This window comes from Microvirga subterranea (genome assembly GCF_003350535.1).
GTDB lineage: Bacteria > Pseudomonadota > Alphaproteobacteria > Rhizobiales > Beijerinckiaceae > Microvirga > Microvirga subterranea.
In genome coordinates, this window is record NZ_QQBB01000009.1 from 117,203 (window position 1) to 136,236 (window position 19,034).

At 64.1% G+C, this 19,034-nt stretch carries 14 protein-coding genes; 8 read left to right on the top strand and 6 right to left on the bottom strand.

All coding sequences use genetic code 11. The features are described 5' to 3' along the window. Positions 1-5: 5 nt before the first annotated feature. Positions 6-1,199 (bottom strand): amidohydrolase family protein, encoded by a 1,194-nt coding sequence (locus DES45_RS20385; RefSeq protein WP_114772017.1) that lies wholly within the window; start codon positions 1,197-1,199, stop codon positions 6-8. 183 nt (positions 1,200-1,382) lie between these two features. Between DES45_RS20385 and DES45_RS20390 the strand changes: the two genes are divergently transcribed. The 7 genes from DES45_RS20390 (at position 1,383) to DES45_RS20420 (ending at position 10,378) form a co-directional block, all read left to right on the top strand. Further along, a complete protein-coding gene (locus DES45_RS20390; RefSeq protein WP_114772018.1) occupies positions 1,383-2,084 on the top strand; it encodes a GntR family transcriptional regulator in 702 nt (233 codons plus the stop codon). Positions 2,085-2,294: 210 nt separating this feature from the next. Continuing rightward, complete coding sequence (locus DES45_RS20395; RefSeq protein ID WP_245571809.1) at positions 2,295-3,866, top strand: ABC transporter substrate-binding protein; 1,572 nt, start codon at positions 2,295-2,297, stop codon at positions 3,864-3,866. A gap of 60 nt (positions 3,867-3,926) precedes the next feature. Continuing rightward, on the top strand, positions 3,927-4,898 hold the full coding sequence (locus DES45_RS20400; RefSeq protein WP_114772020.1) for an ABC transporter permease: 972 nt from the start codon (positions 3,927-3,929) through the stop codon (positions 4,896-4,898). After that, positions 4,895-5,809, top strand: a complete 915-nt coding sequence (locus DES45_RS20405) for an ABC transporter permease (protein WP_114772022.1) — start codon at positions 4,895-4,897, stop codon at positions 5,807-5,809. The genes DES45_RS20400 and DES45_RS20405 overlap by 4 nt, the downstream gene beginning before the upstream one ends. Continuing rightward, entirely contained in the window at positions 5,806-7,536 is a 1,731-nt protein-coding gene (locus DES45_RS20410) for a dipeptide ABC transporter ATP-binding protein (RefSeq protein ID WP_114772024.1), read from the top strand. The genes DES45_RS20405 and DES45_RS20410 overlap by 4 nt, the downstream gene beginning before the upstream one ends. Before the next feature lie 17 nt (positions 7,537-7,553). Further along, entirely contained in the window at positions 7,554-9,008 is a 1,455-nt protein-coding gene (locus DES45_RS20415; RefSeq protein WP_114772026.1) for an amidohydrolase family protein, read from the top strand. A gap of 221 nt (positions 9,009-9,229) precedes the next feature. Then, positions 9,230-10,378, top strand: a complete 1,149-nt coding sequence (locus DES45_RS20420) for an MFS transporter (protein WP_170151577.1) — start codon at positions 9,230-9,232, stop codon at positions 10,376-10,378. An 18-nt stretch (positions 10,379-10,396) separates the two neighbouring features. Here the strand turns inward: DES45_RS20420 and DES45_RS20425 are convergent, their stop codons facing one another. The 5 genes from DES45_RS20425 to DES45_RS20445 all read right to left on the bottom strand — a co-directional run bounded on the left by DES45_RS20425 (position 10,397) and on the right by DES45_RS20445 (position 17,964). After that, positions 10,397-12,076 (bottom strand): MFS transporter, encoded by a 1,680-nt coding sequence (locus DES45_RS20425; RefSeq protein ID WP_114772030.1) that lies wholly within the window; start codon positions 12,074-12,076, stop codon positions 10,397-10,399. Positions 12,077-12,163: 87 nt separating this feature from the next. Then, positions 12,164-13,009: a histone deacetylase family protein gene (locus tag DES45_RS20430; protein WP_425374299.1), complete on the bottom strand. Its 846-nt coding sequence runs from the start codon at positions 13,007-13,009 to the stop codon at positions 12,164-12,166. Positions 13,010-13,145: 136 nt separating this feature from the next. After that, entirely contained in the window at positions 13,146-14,690 is a 1,545-nt protein-coding gene (locus DES45_RS20435; protein WP_114772034.1) for a SpoVR family protein, read from the bottom strand. Continuing rightward, the gene (locus DES45_RS20440; protein WP_114772036.1) at positions 14,687-15,991 is read right to left on the bottom strand and encodes a YeaH/YhbH family protein; all 1,305 of its coding nucleotides are present in this window, start codon (positions 15,989-15,991) and stop codon (positions 14,687-14,689) included. The genes DES45_RS20435 and DES45_RS20440 overlap by 4 nt, the downstream gene beginning before the upstream one ends. A 29-nt stretch (positions 15,992-16,020) precedes the next feature. Further along, entirely contained in the window at positions 16,021-17,964 is a 1,944-nt protein-coding gene (locus tag DES45_RS20445; protein ID WP_210210245.1) for a PrkA family serine protein kinase, read from the bottom strand. 840 nt (positions 17,965-18,804) lie between these two features. Here DES45_RS20445 and DES45_RS20450 point away from each other — a divergent pair. Further along, positions 18,805-19,034: hypothetical protein (locus tag DES45_RS20450; protein ID WP_147282458.1), on the top strand; the 230-nt coding region annotated here is incomplete at its 3' end.

A 19,034-nucleotide genomic window follows, 5' to 3' on the forward strand; every position in this document is an offset into this window, starting at 1 on the left:
AGGCCTCAAGGAGCCTCGACCAGGGCCCGCCCGTCGCGGGCGACGACCCGTCCGTTCTTCACGACGAGCCGGCGCGGACGCCGGCTCACCACCGCCTCTGCGAGGGTCTCGCCGTCGAGTAGAACGAAATCGGCCCGGCATCCGACATCGAGGCCGTAGCCGTCGAGGTCCATCATGCGGGCGCCGCCATGGGTGCAGACGTCGAGCGCCAGCGCCACCTCGTCGTCGCGGCGGAAGTTGTTGCGCAGGCCGACCAGGACGGCGCGCTCCAGCATGTCGGCATTGCCATAGGGTCCCCACGTATCGCGGATCCCGTCCGAACCCGCTGCGACGACCACGCCGGCATCGACGAGGCGCTTGACCGGCGGCACCGGCCGGGAGGCGGGCGCCGTCGTGAGGATGTGCACCCGCGCCTCCGCCAGGGCGTCGATCAGGCTCGCCACATAATCCTGGTCCGCCATGCCGAGGCAGAAGGCGTGGCTGACAGTCACCCGGCCCTGGAGGCCCAGCGCCTTCGTGCGCTCGATGATGAGCTCCATGGAGAAGGCCCCGAGCTCCGCCGGCTCGTGCAGATGGATGTCGACCGGGCAGCCGTAGCGGTCTGCCAGTCCGAACACCACGTCGAGATGCCCTTTCGGGTCGCGATCGATGGCGGAAGGGTCGAGGCCGCCGATCACGTCGGCCCCGAGCTTGAGCGCCTCCTCCATCAGCTCGACCGTCCCGGGACGGATGAGCATCCCGCTCTGCGGAAAGGCGACGATGTCGATGTCCACGACGCCGCGGTACTGCTCCCGCGTTTTCAGGACGCCTTCGATTCCGCTGAGGCCCATGTCGGTGTCCACGTCGACGTGGGAGCGGATGTGGGTCGACCCTTGGGCCACAGACAGGACGACCTGCCGGGCCGACTGGCGGGCGGGATCGATGCCGAGGAGGCGCTTCTGCGCCCTCTCGTTGTCGATCTTGTCGATCAGGCGCGGCCCGACATCGTTGTGGTACCAGCGCATGCCGAGAAGCGACTTGTCGAGATGGGTATGGGCCTCGACGAGACCCGGAACCACGATGGCGCCCCCACCGTCCACCACGTCCGCGCCGGGGACAGCATCCCCACCATAGGACGCGATGCGTCCGTCCTGCACCGTCACGCTTGTCGCTTCGCCCCCCATGGGCCGAACGTTGGTGATGTATAGGTCGCCGTTCATTGGTCTCGCCTCGCTCTCTTTCAGGCCGCCGCCTGTTCGGTTCGTACACAAAGCCAGTTGCAGAACGACCATAGAAGTATACATTATTGGATACAATACTTTTCCGGCCGAGGGTCTTTCTGCGAGAGCAAAATGGATACAAAATGGTGGCGAGCCCACCTCCACCCTTCATCGCCCGCTTTCATGTCCCATCGTCTCTCGAAAACCGCTGCCCCGACCCGCAGCGATGCCGTCTACTTCGGACTTCGCCGCGCCATCATCGAACAGGCCCTGCTCCCGGGGGACAAGCTGACCGAGGATGTGATCGGCGAGCGGTTCGGGGTCAGCCGCACCATCGTGAGGTCCGTGCTGGCCCGCCTGAATGCCGAAGGCCTGGTGGATCTTCAGCCGAATAAGGGTGCGGCCATCGCCCAGCCGAGCCTCGCGGAAGCCTATGACATCTTCGAGGCCCGGATGTGCCTGGAGCGCCAGGTCCTCGCCCGCCTGGCTGAGAAGGTCACGGATCAGGATCTTCAGCTGCTTGAGCAGCACGTCGGACTAGAAGCCAAGGCTGGGCATCAGGACAGTGCTGCGTCGATTCGTCTTGCGGGCGAGTTCCACATCCTCCTCGCCGAACTGTCCGGCAACAAGGTTCTCGCCCGGTACGTGGACGAAGTCGTGTCCCGCTGCTCCCTGATCCTGGCAATGTACAGCCGCCCGCACTCCGCCGACTGCTCGATCAACGAGCATCACCAGATCATCGACGCCCTGCGCACCCGGGATGCCGCCCGCGCCATCAATGCCATGGACCATCATCTCCAGGCGGTCACGGAACGCGCCCTGCTCTCGTCCAACTCCGACAAGCAGCGGGACATCCGCTCCATCCTGGATCGCTACGCGAGCTGATCGTTACGCACCCCATTGCGTATCGTTTTGTAGCCCAACACGCTCCTGGACTCAGCCGGCGGCGATCGTTCACGGCTGCTTGTCAGGCACATTGTGCACAAAACTTGCTCATGACGAAGCGTCAATAGTCGATTGACGAGCTATTAACTGTATGCAAACCTGCTAGCGATTGTATCCAATATAATCCCAGCCAGAGGGAACTTGGAGGCCATGATGAAAGCTCGGCACGTCGCTACACTATCGGTCGCATTCGGGGCCCTGATGGGCCTCGCCGCAGAAGCAAAGACGCTGCGTTGGTCGTCCCCGACCGACCTCACCACGCTCGATCCGTATGCCCACACGGAGAGCTTCACCACCAGCATGCTGCACCACGTGTTCGACCCGCTGGTGCGTCGCGGTCGAAACCTCGAACTCGAGCCCGCGCTGGCGGTCAGCTGGAAGACGGTGAAGCCCGACACCTGGCGGTTCGAGCTTCGCAAGAACGTGAAGTTCCATAACGGCAATCCGTTCACCGCCGACGACGTGGTGGCCTCGATCACCCGTCTGCTCGATCCAGGCGCTCGGGCCCGCGGCAACATCGCGACCGTCCTCAAGGCCGAGAAGGTGGACGACTACACGGTCGACATCGTCACCAACGGCCCGTACCCGCTCCTCCTGAACGACCTTGCCGGCGTGTACATCATGGACAAGGAGTGGATGGAGGCGAACGGCGCCCTAAAACCGGGCAACATCGCCACCGGCGTGACGACGGCGGCCTCGACCAGTGCGGTCGGTACGGGTCCGTTCAAGGTCGAATCCTACAAGCCGGATGCGGGCACCACCTTCGTGGTCAACCCCGATTGGTGGGACAAGCCGCAGCACAACCTCACCCGCATCGAGTTCAAGCCGGTGAAGTCGGACGCGACCCGCGTGGCCGCCCTTCTCTCCGGCGAACTCGATCTGATCGCCCCGGCGCCCCTGCAGGATCTTCAGCGGATCGGCTCGTCCTCCGGCTTTAAGGTCATCGAGGAACCCTCGCTCCGCCTGATCATGCTGACGCTCAGCGCCAAGCCGGAACTCAAGGCGATGCCGGGGCAGAAGAATCCGATGCTCGACGTCAAGGTGCGTCAGGCCATGTGGCATGCCATCGACTTCGAGACGATCAAGAAGCGTGTCATGCGCGACAAGTCCCGCAACACCGGCACCCTCGTGGCGCCTCCGGTGCCGGGTTATTCCAAGGACAACGACCAGCCGCTCGGCTACGATCAGGACAAGGCCAAGAAGCTCCTCGCAGAGGCGGGGTACCCCAACGGCTTCAAGACCAAGCTCAACTGCCCGAACGACCGCTACATCAACGACGAGCAGACCTGCGTGGCGATCGCGTCGATGTGGACCAAGGTCGGCATCCAGACAGAACTGCAGACGGAATCCCGTGCGACCTATTTCCCCCGCCAGGATCGCGGCGAATTCGATGTCTCGATGGTCGGCTGGGCGACCCTGCCGCCGATGGACGGGTTCAGCGTCCTGTCGTCGCTGCTCACCGCCCAGAAGGACGGATACGGCGGCTCGAACTCGAGCGGCTACACCAATCCGCAGATCGAGGAGCTGACCCGCAAGGCGGCGGTTGAGCTCGACGAGGAGAAGCGTCGCTCGATGCTGGTCGAGGCGTTGAAGGTGGCTCGCGATACGGTCGCCTTCATCCCGATTCACCAGCAGCCGGTCGCATGGGCGGTCCGTGACGGCGTCGACGTGCCCCAGTTCCCGGACGAGTACGTCCGTCTCTGGTTCGCCAACGTGAAGTAGCCCTCTCACAAAGGACGCGCGGCCCGCCCCTCCCGTGGGGACGGGCCGCCAGAAATGCACATGCTGAAAGTCCTTCTGTCCCGGCTCGGCCAAGCGGCTCTCGTGATGCTCGTCGTCTCGGCGGTGTCCTTCTTGATGTTCCGCTTCGTCGGCGATCCCGTGGCGACCATGTCGCGTGAAAACGCCACTGTCGAGGAGAAGGCGGAACTCCGGCGCTCCCTCGGCCTCGACCAGCCTGTCGTCGTGCAGTACGGCCGATTTCTGGCGCGTACGCTCAGCGGCGATCTCGGCATCAGCTATCGCAACCAGCGCCCCGTCACGCAGCTCATCGCCGAGCGCCTTCCCGCAACGCTGGAACTCGTGATCGTCGCGACCGTCCTGTCGCTCGCCCTCGGCATTCCGCTCGGCGTGCTGTGCGCCCTGAAGCCGAACGGCATCGCGGCGCGCCTCGTACAGGCGCTCTCCCTGGTCGGGATCTCGACGCCGACTTTCGTCACCGGCATCGTGCTGATCCTCGTCTTCGCGGTCTCGCTCGGCTGGCTTCCCTCCTTCGGGCGCGGGCAGGTCGTCGATCTCGGCTGGTGGTCGACCGGATTCCTGACGGCGAGCGGCCTCAAATCCCTGCTCCTGCCCGGGATCACGCTCGCCCTCTACCAGCTCACGCTCATCATGCGGCTGGTCCGCGCCGAGATGATCGACGTGCTGTCGAGCGACTACATCCGCTTCGCGAAGGCGCGCGGCTTGCCGTCGCGATACATCCATTTCCGCCTCGCCCTGCGCAATGCCCTCATGCCGGTCATCACCGTCACGGGTCTTCAGATCGGCTCCCTCATCGCTTTCGCGATCGTCACCGAGACCGTGTTCCAATGGCCGGGCATGGGCCTGCTCTTCATCCAGGCCGTAAGCTTCGCGGACATTCCCGTCATGGCGGCCTACCTGCTCTTCGTGGGCCTCCTCTTCGTCCTCATCAACACGGTCGTCGACATTCTCTATGCGGTCGTCGATCCCCGCCTGCGCGCGAGGTCCGCATGAAAACGCTCGCTCCCTCCCCCGGCCTCATCACCCGCATCGGCGCGCCGATCTCCGTGATGGTCGCAGCCGTTCTGGCGCTCGCCATCGTCGCCTGCGCCCTGCTCGCGGCCTGGATCGCACCTTACGACCCTACGGACCTAGCGTCCTTCGAGCTGATCAATGCCGAACTGCCGCCGGCCTTCACGGCCGACGGCGACGCACGATTCCTCCTCGGCACCGACAACCAAGGACGCGATCTCCTCTCGGCAATGCTCTACGGCGCCCGGGTCTCCATCGCGATCGGCGGCGGGGCCGTCATCATGGCAGCGACCCTCGGCGTCATCCTCGGCCTGATCGCCGGATATTACGGCGGCCGGGTCGACGCGGTGATCATGCGCGTCGCCGACGTGATCCTGAGCTTCCCGACGATCCTGCTCGCGCTGCTGGTCAGCGGCGTGGCCCGCGCGATCTTTCCGGGGGCGGCGACCGCCGAGTGGGCGCCGCTGATCCTGATCTGCGCCATCGCGATCCACGAATGGGTGCAATATGCCCGCACCGTGCGGGCGGCCACCATGGTCGAGACGGCCAAGGACTACGTGCGCGCCGGGAAGGTGATCGGATTGCCGTCCCGTCGCATCATGCTGCGGCACATCCTGCCGAACGTGATGAGCCCGGTTCTGGTGATCTCCACCATCAACCTGGCGGCAGCGGTGCTGACCGAGGCGACCCTGTCCTTCCTGGGCGTCGGCATGCCGCCGACCTATCCGTCCCTCGGCACGCTGATCCGCATCGGCAACGAGTTCGTCTTCTCGGGGATCTGGTGGATTGCCCTCTTCCCCGCCCTCGCTCTCGTGATCCTGGTGCTGGCCGTCAACATCGTGGGCGATTGGCTCCGCGACCGGTTCAATCCCAAACTGCGGGTGAAACGATGAGCGATCTTCAACCGCCTGTCCTGGCTATCGACGGCCTGAGGGTCGAGTACCCGCTCGCGAACGGTTCGGTATTCACCGCCGTCGAGCATGCGTCGCTGGTGATCCAGCCCGGAGAGATCCATGCCCTCGTGGGCGAATCCGGAGCCGGCAAGACCACCATCGGCAATGCGGTGATGGGCCTGCTCGAGAAGCCGGGCCGGATCGCCGCCGGCACGATCCATATCGGCGGCAAGCCGTTCGACCCGGCCAAAGGCTCCGCAGAAGGCGTCGTCCTCGGACGCGACGTCGGCGCGGTGTTCCAGGACCCGATGACGAGCCTCAACCCGCTCTTCACGGTGGAAAGCCAGCTCACTGAAACCATGCGGGCCCATCTCAAGCTCGACCGGGCGTCAGCCCGCGCACGCGCCCTTCAGCTCCTTGAGGCGGTTGGGATCCCAGAGCCGCAGCGTCGCCTCAAGGCTTATCCGCACCAGCTCTCCGGCGGCCAGCGACAGCGCGTCGTCATTGCCGCCGCCCTCTCGTGCGACCCGAAGCTCGTGGTCGCGGACGAGCCGACGACGGCCCTCGACGTCTCGGTTCAGGCTCAGATCCTGAAGCTTCTGCGGGATCTGGCAGACGAGCGCGGCATCGGCATCCTGCTCGTCACCCACAACATGGGCGTCGTCGCGCAGATTGCGGACCGGGTGACCATCATGCACCGCGGCAAGGTGGTGGAATCGGGCCCGACTGTGGAGGTCCTGCGTCGGCCGCGTGCGCCCTACGCCAAGGCGCTCATCGGGGCCGTTCCGCGGATCGACGCGAAGCTCGATCGTTTCCCGGTGCTCGGCGACGAGGGCAAGGGCCGTGCGGCCGAGGCACGTGCGATGCTGCGGTCCAGCGCCGAGCGGACAGGCGACGCCGTCGACGGTGCGCCGATCCTCTCGGTCGAGAACTTGTGTGTGGAGTACATCACGAGCGGCTGGCTGCCCGGCTCGAAGGGGCACACGTTCCGCGCCGTGGACGGCGTGAGCTTCTCGGTGAACAGCGGCGAAGTCTTCGGTTTGGTCGGGGAATCCGGCTGCGGCAAGACCACCATTGCGAATGTCGTTTCGGGTCTTCTCAACCCCACTGCCGGACGGGTGACCTATCGCGGCCAGACCGTCGCCGGCGAAGGCGCCATCCGTCGCATTGGGCCCCTGCGTCAGGCGATCCAGATGATCTTCCAGGATCCTTATTCGTCCCTCAACAGCCGCATGCGGATCGGCTCGATCCTGGCCGAGCCCATCCTGTTCTATCGCCTCGCCTCCTCGAAGGCGGAAGCCGAGGACGACGTGGCGCGGCTGATCGAGGCCGTCGGGCTGGAGGCCGAGGCTGCGCAGCGCTTCCCGCATGCTTTCTCGGGTGGACAGCGTCAGCGCCTGTCCATCGCCCGCGCCCTGGGCGCGAGGCCCAGGCTCATCGTCTGCGACGAGCCGACCTCATCCCTGGACGTATCGGTCCAGGCCCAGATCCTGAACCTGCTCAAGGATCTGCGCGACGCGACCGGCCTGACGCTCCTCCTCATCAGCCACGACCTCGCCGTGGTGCGCCAGATGTGCGACCGCGTCGCCGTGATGAGACAGGGCAAGCTCGTGGAGGAGGCCCCGTCCGAGACCCTCTTCACCGCCCCTCAGCACCCTTACACGCGAGAACTGCTGTCCCTCGTCCCGACCCTCGACCGCATACGCGGCGAGCCCCAAGCCGCCTGACCGACCGGAGTTTTTGAATGGCCGACATCATCATCACCCACGGCATCGTCGTCACGATGGATCCGCATCGCCGCGTGATCGAGGACGGTGCGGTCGCGATCGAAAAGGACAGGATCGTGGCGGTGGGTCCGACCAGCGAGGTCACCGCAGCTCATCAGGCGCCCGTGGTCATCGACGCGAAGAACAAGATCGTCATGCCCGGGCTGATCGACGGACACGCCCATGCGGGGCATGGGCTGATCAAGACCATGGGCGGAGGCGACAGCCAGCAATGGTACGAAGCCTGCGAGAAGGCCTATACGGTGGCCTCGACGCCCGAGTTCTGGCGCGCCGAGGCCCGCCTTGCCTCTCTGGAGCGGCTTCGCTTCGGCGTGACCACCGGCGTCTCGCTCCTCGGCGGCGGCGACACGATCCTGCGCACGGACGAGCCTGTCTATGGTGATGCCCATTGCGAGGGCGTGCGCGAGGTCGGAACGCGCTCGGTGGTGGCCGTCGGTCCGACCCGTCCACCGCATCCTCGCACCTATGCGCGCTTCGTCGGCGGTAAGGCCGTGGAGCGGCCGGTCACCTTCGAGGAGCAGTTCGAAACCTGCAAAACGCTGATCCAGACTTGGCACGGCAGCCATGGCGGGCGTCTCAACATCGCGCTGATCACGCCGACCCTGCGAGAGGAGCACCGGGAGCAGCTCGGGGAGGAGAACTTGGCGGAGGCTCGGCGGCAGGCCAAGATGACGGCCGACCTCGCCCGCGAGGCCGGCCTCGTTTTCACGCAGGACGGACACACGAAAGGCAGCGTGGCCTATGCGAAGGAACTCGGGATTCTTGGTCCCAACGCCCTCCTGTCGCATTCGACCGACCTGACGGAGGACGAGATCCGGATCGTGGCGGATACGGGCACGAGCATCGCGCACAACCCGAGCGCGATCGCGTCGATCCTCGGCCGCTGCCCTGTTCCGGAACTGCTGGAGGCGGGCGCCAATGTCTGCCTCGGTTCCGACGCGACGGCGCCGGACCGCTCCGGCGACATGTTCCGCCACATGCAGCAATGCATGCATTACCACCGCACCTACTTCAAGGACCCGACGTGGCTTCCGCCCGGGCGGGTGCTGGAGATGTGCACCATCGACGGCGCGAAGGCGCTCGGCATGGAGAAGGAGATCGGCTCACTCGAAGCCGGAAAGAAGGCGGACGTGGTTCTCCTCGACCTGCGGCGCCCGCACCTCTACCCGCTCAACATGCCGGTCTTCCGGCTGATCTATTTTGCGAACGGCAACGATGTGGACACCGTGATCGTCGACGGGCGCATCGCGCTTCAGAACCGGCAGGCGATGTTCGTGGACGAGGACGAGGTTCTCGACGACGCACAGCGCGAGACCGATGCCATGCTCGACCGGACCGGCTTCCGCTCCATGCTGGAGACGCCGCGGATGTTCTGGAACCACGTTCGGGCGACCGACCAAATCGAGCACTGATGCCGGACGAGGGTCACCCGGCTCGGCAGGCTGGGTGATCCATCCGCTCCTTGGAAATGCACATCACCCGCGCCTGAGCCGCGGGCAGAAGCGGCTGCGAGATCGGCCGCAGCGAAAGGGCCCAGCGTCCCGTGAGCTCGTACGAAAACAGAAAACCGAGTCCAAGACCGCCTCCACAGCAGACCCTGCGCGTCGGAAGCTTCGTTGCACTTTGTCTGGTCGTGGCCGCGTTCAATCTTCGACCGGCGCTCACGGGACTGGCGACGCTTCTCACGGAGGTCCAGAATGCGCTCGCACTCAACAGTTTCTGGACGGGGGCGCTGACCACTGCGCCGGTGCTCTGCTTCGGGCTGACCGGGCCATTCGCCCCGCTGCTCGCCTCAAGGTTGGGACTGGAAAGGGCGATCTGCCTTCTCTTCCTGCTCTTGGCCGCCAGCCTCGGGCTGCGTGCACTGTCGCATCCGAGCGCAATGGCGGCCAGCACCCTGGCGGCCGGCGCGGCGATCGGCATGGCGGGCGTGCTCCTGCCCGTCGTCATCCGCAGGGATTTTCCGAACCGTCTCGGCCTGATGACCGGACTCTACACGATGGTTCTCAGCGTCGGCGGCGCGAGCGCGGCCGGCCTGACCCCGATGCTAGAGCGCGCAAGCGGCTCCTGGACCACGGCCCTTGCGGCATGGAGCATTCCGGCCGTCATTGCTGCAATCCTGTGGGGCATCCTGGCACGGGCCAGTGTCGCGACCATCCGGTCCGCCAAGCCTACCCGCTTCGCGGCCCTGATGGGCGACCGGGTCGCCTGGTCCGTCACGGCCTTCATGGGCCTCCAAGCAGGCTTGGCCTTCGTCGTCCTCGGCTGGCTTCCGACCCTGCTGCGCGACCGCGGGCTCGACAACATTGACGCCGGAATGATGACGTCGACGTCCATCATGGCCCAAACGGTAACGGCGCTGCTGGTCCCGACCCTTGCAGCCAAACGGCTGTCGCCGAAGCTCCTGATCGTGCTGGTGCTCGCGAGCACCGGAGCGGGATTCTTCGGGCTCCTCTACGCTCCGATCGCGTCGGGCCATGTATGGGCCTTTCTCCTCGGCCTCGGGCAGGGCGGCCTCTTCGGCCTCGCGCTGCTCTTCATCTCGCTGCGCTCCCCCTCCCCGGAAGTGGCGGCGATGCTCTCAGGAATGTCCCAGAGCGTCGGTTATCTCGGTGCGAGCCTCTGTCCTTTCGCGGTCGGGCTCCTCCGAGACGTCCACCACGGCCCGGAATGGCCGAGTGTTCTGATCCTGGCAATCACCCTCCTCTGTCTTCGCTTCGGCTTCCAGGCCGCACGGCCCGGCTACGTCCTTGCCGCCTCGGAAGGATCCGTTCGGAACTGACGAGAGCGCCGTTGCGGGTCAGGATGAGCGGACCGGATCCGTGAGCGGGTCGGCCATCTCGCGAGCCGGCGGAATATGGTGCGTTGCGATCCACCCGGTCGGGCGCTCGAGCATTCGGCGCACTTTGGGCAATTCAGGGCCTTGGTGCAAGGCTCGAAGCCTCTCGCCGACGACGGCATCGGCATGGGTGATCCGCTGGTTGTGGCGGATGTATTCGAGCCATGTCGGTGTGTGATAGCGCTCGACCCAGATGTTGACGTTCTCAAGGTCGCGCAGGAGCGTCCAGTGACGGGCGCCGTCGCGCCGCCGGATCCGCTTCCGTTCGGCCATGATCGAGAGGAACTCGACCAGGTCCTCCTCCCGGATGACGTACTCGATTGTGATCACGACCGGTCCGCTGTGCGGCCGGATATCGACGGCGACGCTGGGCTCCTTCCAGCGGTTGAGGGGATCGAGGTTCACGGTCTTCAGTTCAGGGAGTGGAAAGCGCAGGCCGAGCGCCGCGCCGGCGACCAGTACGATGGCGGAGATAAGAAGAGCGTCCGCCGTCCCGAACCGCTCGGCTGAAGCGCCCCAGATCCAGCTGCCGAACGCCATCCCGCCGAAAGTCGCCATCTGGTAGAGCGCGAGCGCACGGCCTACGACCCAGCGCGGCGAGGAAAGTTGGACGGTCGCGTTGAAGCTCGACAGCGCCAGCACCCAGCTTGCACCTCCGATGGACATCGCCGGGATGGTGAGGAATGGGGTCGTGCTCATGCCCGCGATGGCGGCGCAGACGGCAAAGCTGACGAACGAGACGCGAACAAGGGCCTCGAGGGATAGCGCCTGCCTCAGGCGCGTGCTGAGGAAGGCTCCTCCGACCGCTCCGAGCCCGAACGACCCGAGCAGAAGTCCATAGGTGAAGGGCCCGCCGCTGATCAGGTCCCGAGCGACGAGAGGCATGAGGGCCTGAATGGCGATGGCCGCGAGACCGAAGATCGCTCCGCGGAGCAGAACGACACCGATCTTGGGAGACATCGCGACATAGCGAAGGCCCGCCGCCATGGCGGCTCCCAGGGTCTCCGGCGGAAGCACCCGAGGCGGCGTCACCGGCCTCCATCGTGCCAGAACGAAAATGAGGCCAAGGTAGCTGAACGCGTTCGTGGCGAAGGCCGCAAAGGCGCCGATCGTCGCGACGATCATGCCGCCGATCGCCGGTCCGACGCTTCGGGCGATGTTGAAACCCATGCTGTTGAGCGCGATGGCGGCCGGCAGCTCCGATCGCGGCACCATCTCCCCCACCAGGGACTGCCATGCGGGGCCGTTGAAGGCCGTGCCGCAGCCCACCAGGAAGGTGAAGGCGAGGAGGAGCCAGGGCGTCACGAGGCCGAAATAGGTGCACGCCGTCAGCGCGATCGACACGACCAGCAGGAAGAGCTGTGCCGCCAGCATCAGCTTGCGCCGGTCGAAATTGTCCGCGATGGCTCCGGCGGCCAGGGAGAACAGCATGATCGGCAACGTGGTCGAGGCTTGCACCAAGGCGACGTAGTCGGCCGAGGCGCCGATCGAGGTCATGAGCCAGGCCGCACCCACGGATTGGATGAGCCCTCCGAAATTGGACGCGAGACTGGCGACCCAGACGGCAAGGAAGATGCGGTGTCGAAACGGGGACAGGGGAGAGTTCTTCCTCTCCGAAACCTTGGCGTCCTTGACCGACATGGGAGGTTCGTCCTCGCGTGTTCTCATTCGACTGACGGGCGGGTGAGGCTATGGGTGGCCGGCGGGGGGAATCGTGACCGAGGACATTCAGGAATGGGCCTCGTTCCACGCCGCCATCACCTCGAACACGATGGCGTGCCGTCGCGCCAGCGCATCGATGTCTGTGGAATAGCCGCCACCGATCACGGCGACGAGCGGAATATCACGGCTTCGCGCCTCCTCGACCACCAGCTCGTCCCTCCGTCGCAATCCTGCATCCGACAGTGAAAGCCTCCCCAGCTTGTCGTCCCGGTGCGGGTCGACGCCCGCATTGAGGAAGACGAGATCGGGAGCCAGCGCATCGAGCAGGCGCGGGAGATGGGCCCTGAGGGCCTCCACGTATTCCTCGTCCCCCATCCCGTCGGCCAAGCTGATATCGAGGTCACTCGGGATCTTGCGGACAGGGTAGTTCTTCTCGGCATGCATGGAGAAGGTGAAAAGATCGGGGTCGTCGCGCAGGCAATCCGCCGTGCCGTCGCCCTGATGCACATCGAGGTCGACTACGAGCGCGCGCTGGATCCGACCGTCCCTTTTCAGGGCCTTGGCGGCCACGGCGACATCGTTGAAGACACAAAAGCCGGCCCCGGTCTCCCGCTGCCCGTGGTGGCTGCCTCCGGCCGCGCTGCCGGCCAGGCCATGCACGAGGGCAAGCTCGGCAGCCATGAGTGTTCCGGCCGCCGAGGTCCTGGCACGGCGGACCACGCCCTCATCCACAGGCAGCCCGATGCGGCGCTCGATGTCCCGCGGCACCGTACAGGCCAGGACATGATCGACATACGTCCTGTCATGGGCCAAGGCGATGAGGTCGGCCGGAGCAGCTTCGGGCCTCGCGAACCCGGCTGATGCAAGCCCCCTCTCCTCAAGGATCTCCGTCAGGCGGCCGTATTTTCGCATCGGAAAGCGATGTCCGTCCGGGAGCGTGGCTTGATAAGCAGAGTGGGAGACGATCGGCAACGGCATGGAGAGGCAATGTAGCGTCCCATCCGCTGCGCGCAACGGAGCATTCGCGAGGCTAGCCCGTGCCGGCGTCTCAGAAAAAGACCGGCCGAGCCTGCGCCGTATGTTCCTTGAGAAGGATTCCGGAGGCTGTGTCGACTTCCTTGAGAACGACGTCGTAGCTCCAGAGATCGGCAAGATGCTGGAGAACCTGCCTCGCGTCGCCCTCCGCCAGCAGCCCGCCGTTCATCACGTGATGATGGACGATCAGACGTCGGTCCCCGGCCAGATCGACATCCGTGACCTGGATGTCCGGATCCTGCCAGGCGATGTCATACTGCCGAGAAAGAACGCGCCGCACATGACGATAGCCTCGCTCGTCGTGGATTGCCTCGACCCGGAGCTCCGGCGAGTCGGGATCATCCACGAGGTGGAAGAGGCGCCATTGCCGGATCAGGTGGGGGCTGAGGAACTGCCCGATGAAGCTCTCGTCCCGGTAGTTCGCCCAGATATCCCTCAGGACCCCCATGGCGTCCCCGCTCCCCGCTATATCGGGAAACCACTCCCGGTCCTCGTCGGTCGGGCGGGTGCAGATCCGTTCGATGTCCTGCATCATGCCGAAACCAAGCGCGTAGGGATTGATGCCGCCATAGGACGGATCATCGAATTCCGGCTGGCGGATCACGTTCGTATGGGACTGCAGAAACTCGAGAAATGCCCCGTCGTCGATCTGACCCCGCTCGTGCAGGAGGGTCATGATCCGATAATGGCAGTAGGTGGCGCAGCCCTCGTTCATCACCTTGGTCTGGCGCTGCGGATAGAAGTACTGAGCGATCTGGCGCACGATCCTCAGGATCTCCCGCTGCCAGGGCTGCAACCGGGGAGCCGACTTCTCCAGGAAGTAGAGCAGGTTTTCCTGCGGAAGCTCGAGCAGGGCGCGCCGTCTCTCCTCGCTGAACTTGATCTCGGACGTCGCGGAACCCGTCGGCACCGTCCGCCAGAGATCGTTGTAGGTCTCCTCGCGGTGGCGGTGACGCTCCGCCTCCCGACGCTCCTCGGAACGCAGGTCGGGGCGACGCTTGCGGGGATAACGGTGAACGCTGTGGGACATCAACGCATGGGCGGCATCGAGGACGCGCTCGACGGCCGCCTCGCCGTAACGCTCCTCGCAGCGGGCGATATATCCCTTTGCGAAGTCCAGGTAATCGAGGATGCCTTCGGCATCGGTCCATTCCCGGAACAGGTAATTGTTCTTGAAGAAGTGGTTGTGACCGAATGCGGCGTGAGCCATCACGAGCGTCTGCATCGCCGCCGTGTTCTCTTCCATGATGTAGGAGATGCACGGGCTCGAGTTGATGACGATCTCGTAGGCGAGTCCCATCAGGCCGCGCCGGTAGACCGCTTCATGAAAGGCGAAATGCTTGCCGAACGACCAGTGCTTGTAGAACAGCGGCATGCCGGTTGAGGCATACGCGTCCAGCATCTGCTCCGTCGTGATGACCTCGATCTGGTTCGGATAGGTGTCGAGGCCGAGGTCGTTGACCGCGATCGCCTCGATGGCGTCATAGCTCCGCCGCAGCGTCCCGAAGTCCCAGTCCTTGCCCTGGAAAAGCAGTCCCTCAGACCCCGGACGACTCATAGGGACGCTCCCTCCGCATCGCCCCCCCCCCGCTGGAACAGCTCGCGGAACACGGGGTAGATTTCCCGGCGGTCGGTGACCCGGCGCATCGCCATGGCGCCGTCGTCGCCGAAGGGCTTGTAGGTCTGCCACAGGGTCGTCCTGCGCCCGATGAACCCGGCCGGCATCCTGGTCTCCTCGGCGCCGACTTCGAGATAGGCGAAATACTGGCAGATCGGCAGGATCTCGTCCTTCAGCAGAGCCGCGCAGGCGCCGTTGTCCTCAGGGGAATTGTCGCCATCGGAGGCCTGCGCTGCGTAGATGTTCCAGTCCGCCACCGGATACCGCTCCGCCGCGATGCGCTGCATCTCCCGCAGGGCTGACGACACGACCGTGCCGCCCGTCTCGGCGCTGTTGAAGAAGGCTTCCTCGTCGACCTCCTTCGCCTCATGGGTGTGGCGGATGAAGACGATCTCCACGTTGTCGTACCGGCGGGTCAGGAACACGTAGAGGAGCATGTAGAAGCGCTTCGCGAGGTCCTTCATGTGTTCGGTCATGGATCCGGACACGTCCATGAGGCAGAACATGACGGCCTGCGCGATCGGCCGTGACACCGGCACCAGCCGGCGGTAACGAAGGTCCACAGGATCGACGTAAGGAATGCGCCGGCTTCGCTGCTGCAGGTGCGACAGTTCGTTGCGACGTTGGGTCAGAAGCTCCTCGGAGCCTTCCTGACCCTCCAACTCGCGGATCTCCTGCTCCAGGCCCGCCAGCTCGTGCTTCTTCGGCCGACGCATGGCGATGCGCCGTGACATGGCATTGCGCATCGTGCGCAGCACCGCAAGATTCACCGGTGAACCGGTCGCCGAATACCCGGCGCGCCGGAATTCTTTTGTTTCCAGCGTCGCCAGCCGCCGCTTCGAGAGGTCGGGCAGTTCGAGATCCTCGAGAAAGAGATCGAGGAATTCCTCACGGCTCAGCACGAAGCGGAAGTCGTCCTCCCCCTCCCCTCCGTCGCCGGCCGACCGTTCGCCACCGGAGCCGCCGGGTTCGCGCTCGATCGTGTCGCCCGCCACGAAGCGCTTGTTGCCGGGAAGGACATGATCCTGCACCCCTTCCTGTGGCGCGCGGTGGAACCGCGGCTCCCTGACGCCATCCGCCGGGATGGCGACCTCGCCGCTCTGGTCAATGTCGCTGATCTTCCGCTCGCCGGACCCTTCGCGGACGGCCCGTTGAACAAGTGATTTCGCCCGGCGTAGGAACCGTTGGCGATTTGAGAGGCTCTTGCCACCCGGATTCAGGCGGCGATCGACAATGTTCATTGCAACGCCAACTCTGACAGTATCACGGATCACCCTGCCTGTTTGACTCTCATATACCATTCGACGAGGCGGCGCACCTGACGCTCGGTATAGCCACGCGCCACCATCCGCTCCACGAATTCCCTGTGCTTCTTTTCCGATTCGCCATCCTTTTTCGAGCCGTAGCTGATGACGGGAAGAAGTTCCTCGACCTGCGAGAACATCCGCCGCTCGATCACTTCCCGGATTTTCTCGTAGCTGATCCAGGACGGGTTGCGTCCGCCGTTCGCGGCCCGCGACCTCAAGGCGAACTTGACGACCTCGTTGCGGAAGTCCTTCGGATTGGCGATGCCGGCCGGCTTCTCGATCTTCGTCAGCTCCTGGTTCAGGAGGTCTCGGTTCAGGAGCTGCCCGGTATCGGGGTCCTTGAAGTCCTGATCCTCGATCCATGCATCCGCATAGGCCACGTAGCGATCGAACAGGTTCTGACCGTAGTCATGGTAGGATTCGAGATAAGCCTTCTGGATCTCGTGACCGATGAAGTCGGCGTACCGGGGAGCCAGCTCCGTCTTGATAAAGTCGATGTAGCGCCGCTCCGTATCCGGAGGCAGCTGCTCCCGTCGCAGGGATTGTTCCAGGACGTACATCAGGTGGACGGGGTCGGCCGCAACCTCGACGGTGTCATGATTGAAGGTCGCCGCAAGCACCTTGAACGCGAACCGAGTCGAGATGCCGTCCATGCCCTCGTTGACGCCGGCAGCATCCTTGTATTCCTGGAGGCTACGGGCGCGTGGGTCGACCTCCCGCAGGCTCTCGCCGTCGTAGACACGCATCTTCGAGAAAACGTTGGAGTTCTCGTGCGCCCGCAACCGGGACAGGACCGAGAAGCGCGCCAGCATTTCCAGGGTGGCTGGAGCGCAGGGCGACTCCGCCAGCTCAGAGGTCCGGATGAGCTTCTCGTAGATCTTCTGCTCCTCGGTCGCTCGCAGGCAGTATGGAACCTTGATCACGTAGATCCGGTCGATGAAGGCTTCGTTGTTCTTGTTGGAGCGGAAGCTCTGCCACTCCGCCTCGTTCGAATGGGCCATGATGATGCCGGAGAACGGCAGCGCTCCGATGTTCTCGGTGCCCACATAGTTTCCTTCCTGCGTCGCTGTCAGGAGAGGATGCAGCATCTTGATCGGCGCCTTGAACATCTCGACGAATTCGAGCATGCCCTGATTGGCGCGGTTGAGCGCTCCCGAATAGCTGTAGGCGTCCGGATCGGCCTGCGACAGCATCTCGAGCTTGCGGATGTCGACCTTGCCGACCAGGGACGAGATGTCCTGGTTGTTCTCGTCTCCGGGCTCCGTCTTGGCGATGGCAATTTGGCGCAGACGGGAAGGATTGATCTTCGCGACACGGAAGCGGGAAAGATCACCGCGGAATTCATCCAGGCGCTTCACGCACCACGGGCTCATCGGATTGCCGAGCCGCCGTCTCGGAATTCCGTAGCGCTCCTCGAGCTGATCGCCCATCTGTTGGGCATCGAATAGGCCGAGAGGACTCTCGAATACGGGGCTGAGTTCGTCACCCGCCTTCAGAACGTAGATCGGATGAGCCTCCATCAGGATCTTCAGCCGCTCCGCCAGCGAGGACTTGCCACCGCCGACGGGCCCGAGCAGATAGAGGATCTGCTTGCGCTCCTCCAAGCCCTGCGCCGCGTGACGAAGGAAGCTCACGATGCGCTCGACCGTGTCTTCCATCCCATAGAATTCAGAGAACGCAGGATAGACCCTGATCGTGCGATTCATGAAAATTCGGCCGAGACGCGGATCCTTCGCGGTATCCACGATCTCAGGCTCTCCGATGGCGGCCAGCAGCCGCTCCGCCGCACTGGCGTACATCATCGGATCTTCGCGGCAGCCTTCGAGGTACTCGGTCAACGACATTTCTGTCTCGCGGTACGCTTCGTACGAACGTCGAAAACTGGCGAACAGATCATCAGCCTGCATCATGGTGACTCCATGTCAGCGACCTCATCAGGTCAACCATTGTGGATGCTTAAGGTTGCGCTGGCTATGCGATACTCTGATGCGGCCACGATATCTTGAAGGTACTCCGTCGTAGCGGTGGAGAATGGGGCGGAATCCCGCCTCATCACAAGATTTTTTCAGGATTTTTCGGCGCTAGACCGAACCAATTTCGGTGTTAGCACTCTCTTTCCTGTGCTGCTCAAAACGGTGTTTTGCACATCGTCACGGAGCGGCTCAAAAGCGGCTCGCATTCTTGGCCAGCGACGGAAATCGTGGGTGCGAGTACGGGCCCGCCGCACAGCCGACGTCGGATCAAACTCTTTCGCCCATTTGATGCCTCTGTCGGTAGGGCGAGACAAGTCTCGGGCTGGATCTTCCAGCGCGCTTGCCCCGCTTTGGCGCCGCCTCGGCTGGTGCTCTGAATACGGCCTGCTCCTTACATCGACCAAATCAATCGAACGAAGCAAAACGCGAGCGCCTAAAGGCGTATATATGTCATTTTAGGTATAATTTTCGCATTATAGCCAAGCATGCGCCGCATTTGCTTTGGTTTTGCGCCAAGTTTAAGACACATCACCATCATCCCTCTTGGTTATGGCTCGAAAAGGCAAAATTTTGTCGCCGCATCACAAGACATGGCGGACTTTTCAAGCTGTATTCGCACTCACGCTCAATTGATTTTCATCAACAGAGCGCCCGCCCAGCATCGTCCACAGCCAGTACTATCAAGTATATCAGGCCGATCCGTTCGATCGGTCGACGTTCTTGCATGCTTTCGTATTGAGCTCTCACACACAGAGGGAAAGAAGGGGCAAACGCATGACATTCTCTGCATCGCAGTGGCAGCCGACCACCTACGACAACGACACGTTCAAGCTCGACAACTATGACTTCATGGTCTCGTCCGAGAAGGCGTACTCGTTCAAGTACAACTCGAGCACCGACACCTACCGCTTCGAGGTCCGCGACGGCGACCAGTTCACCTCGACCCGCTTTAGCGATGTGGCCGGCTCGGAGCGCTCCGAGATCAGCCAGTCCCTGCGCCAGTC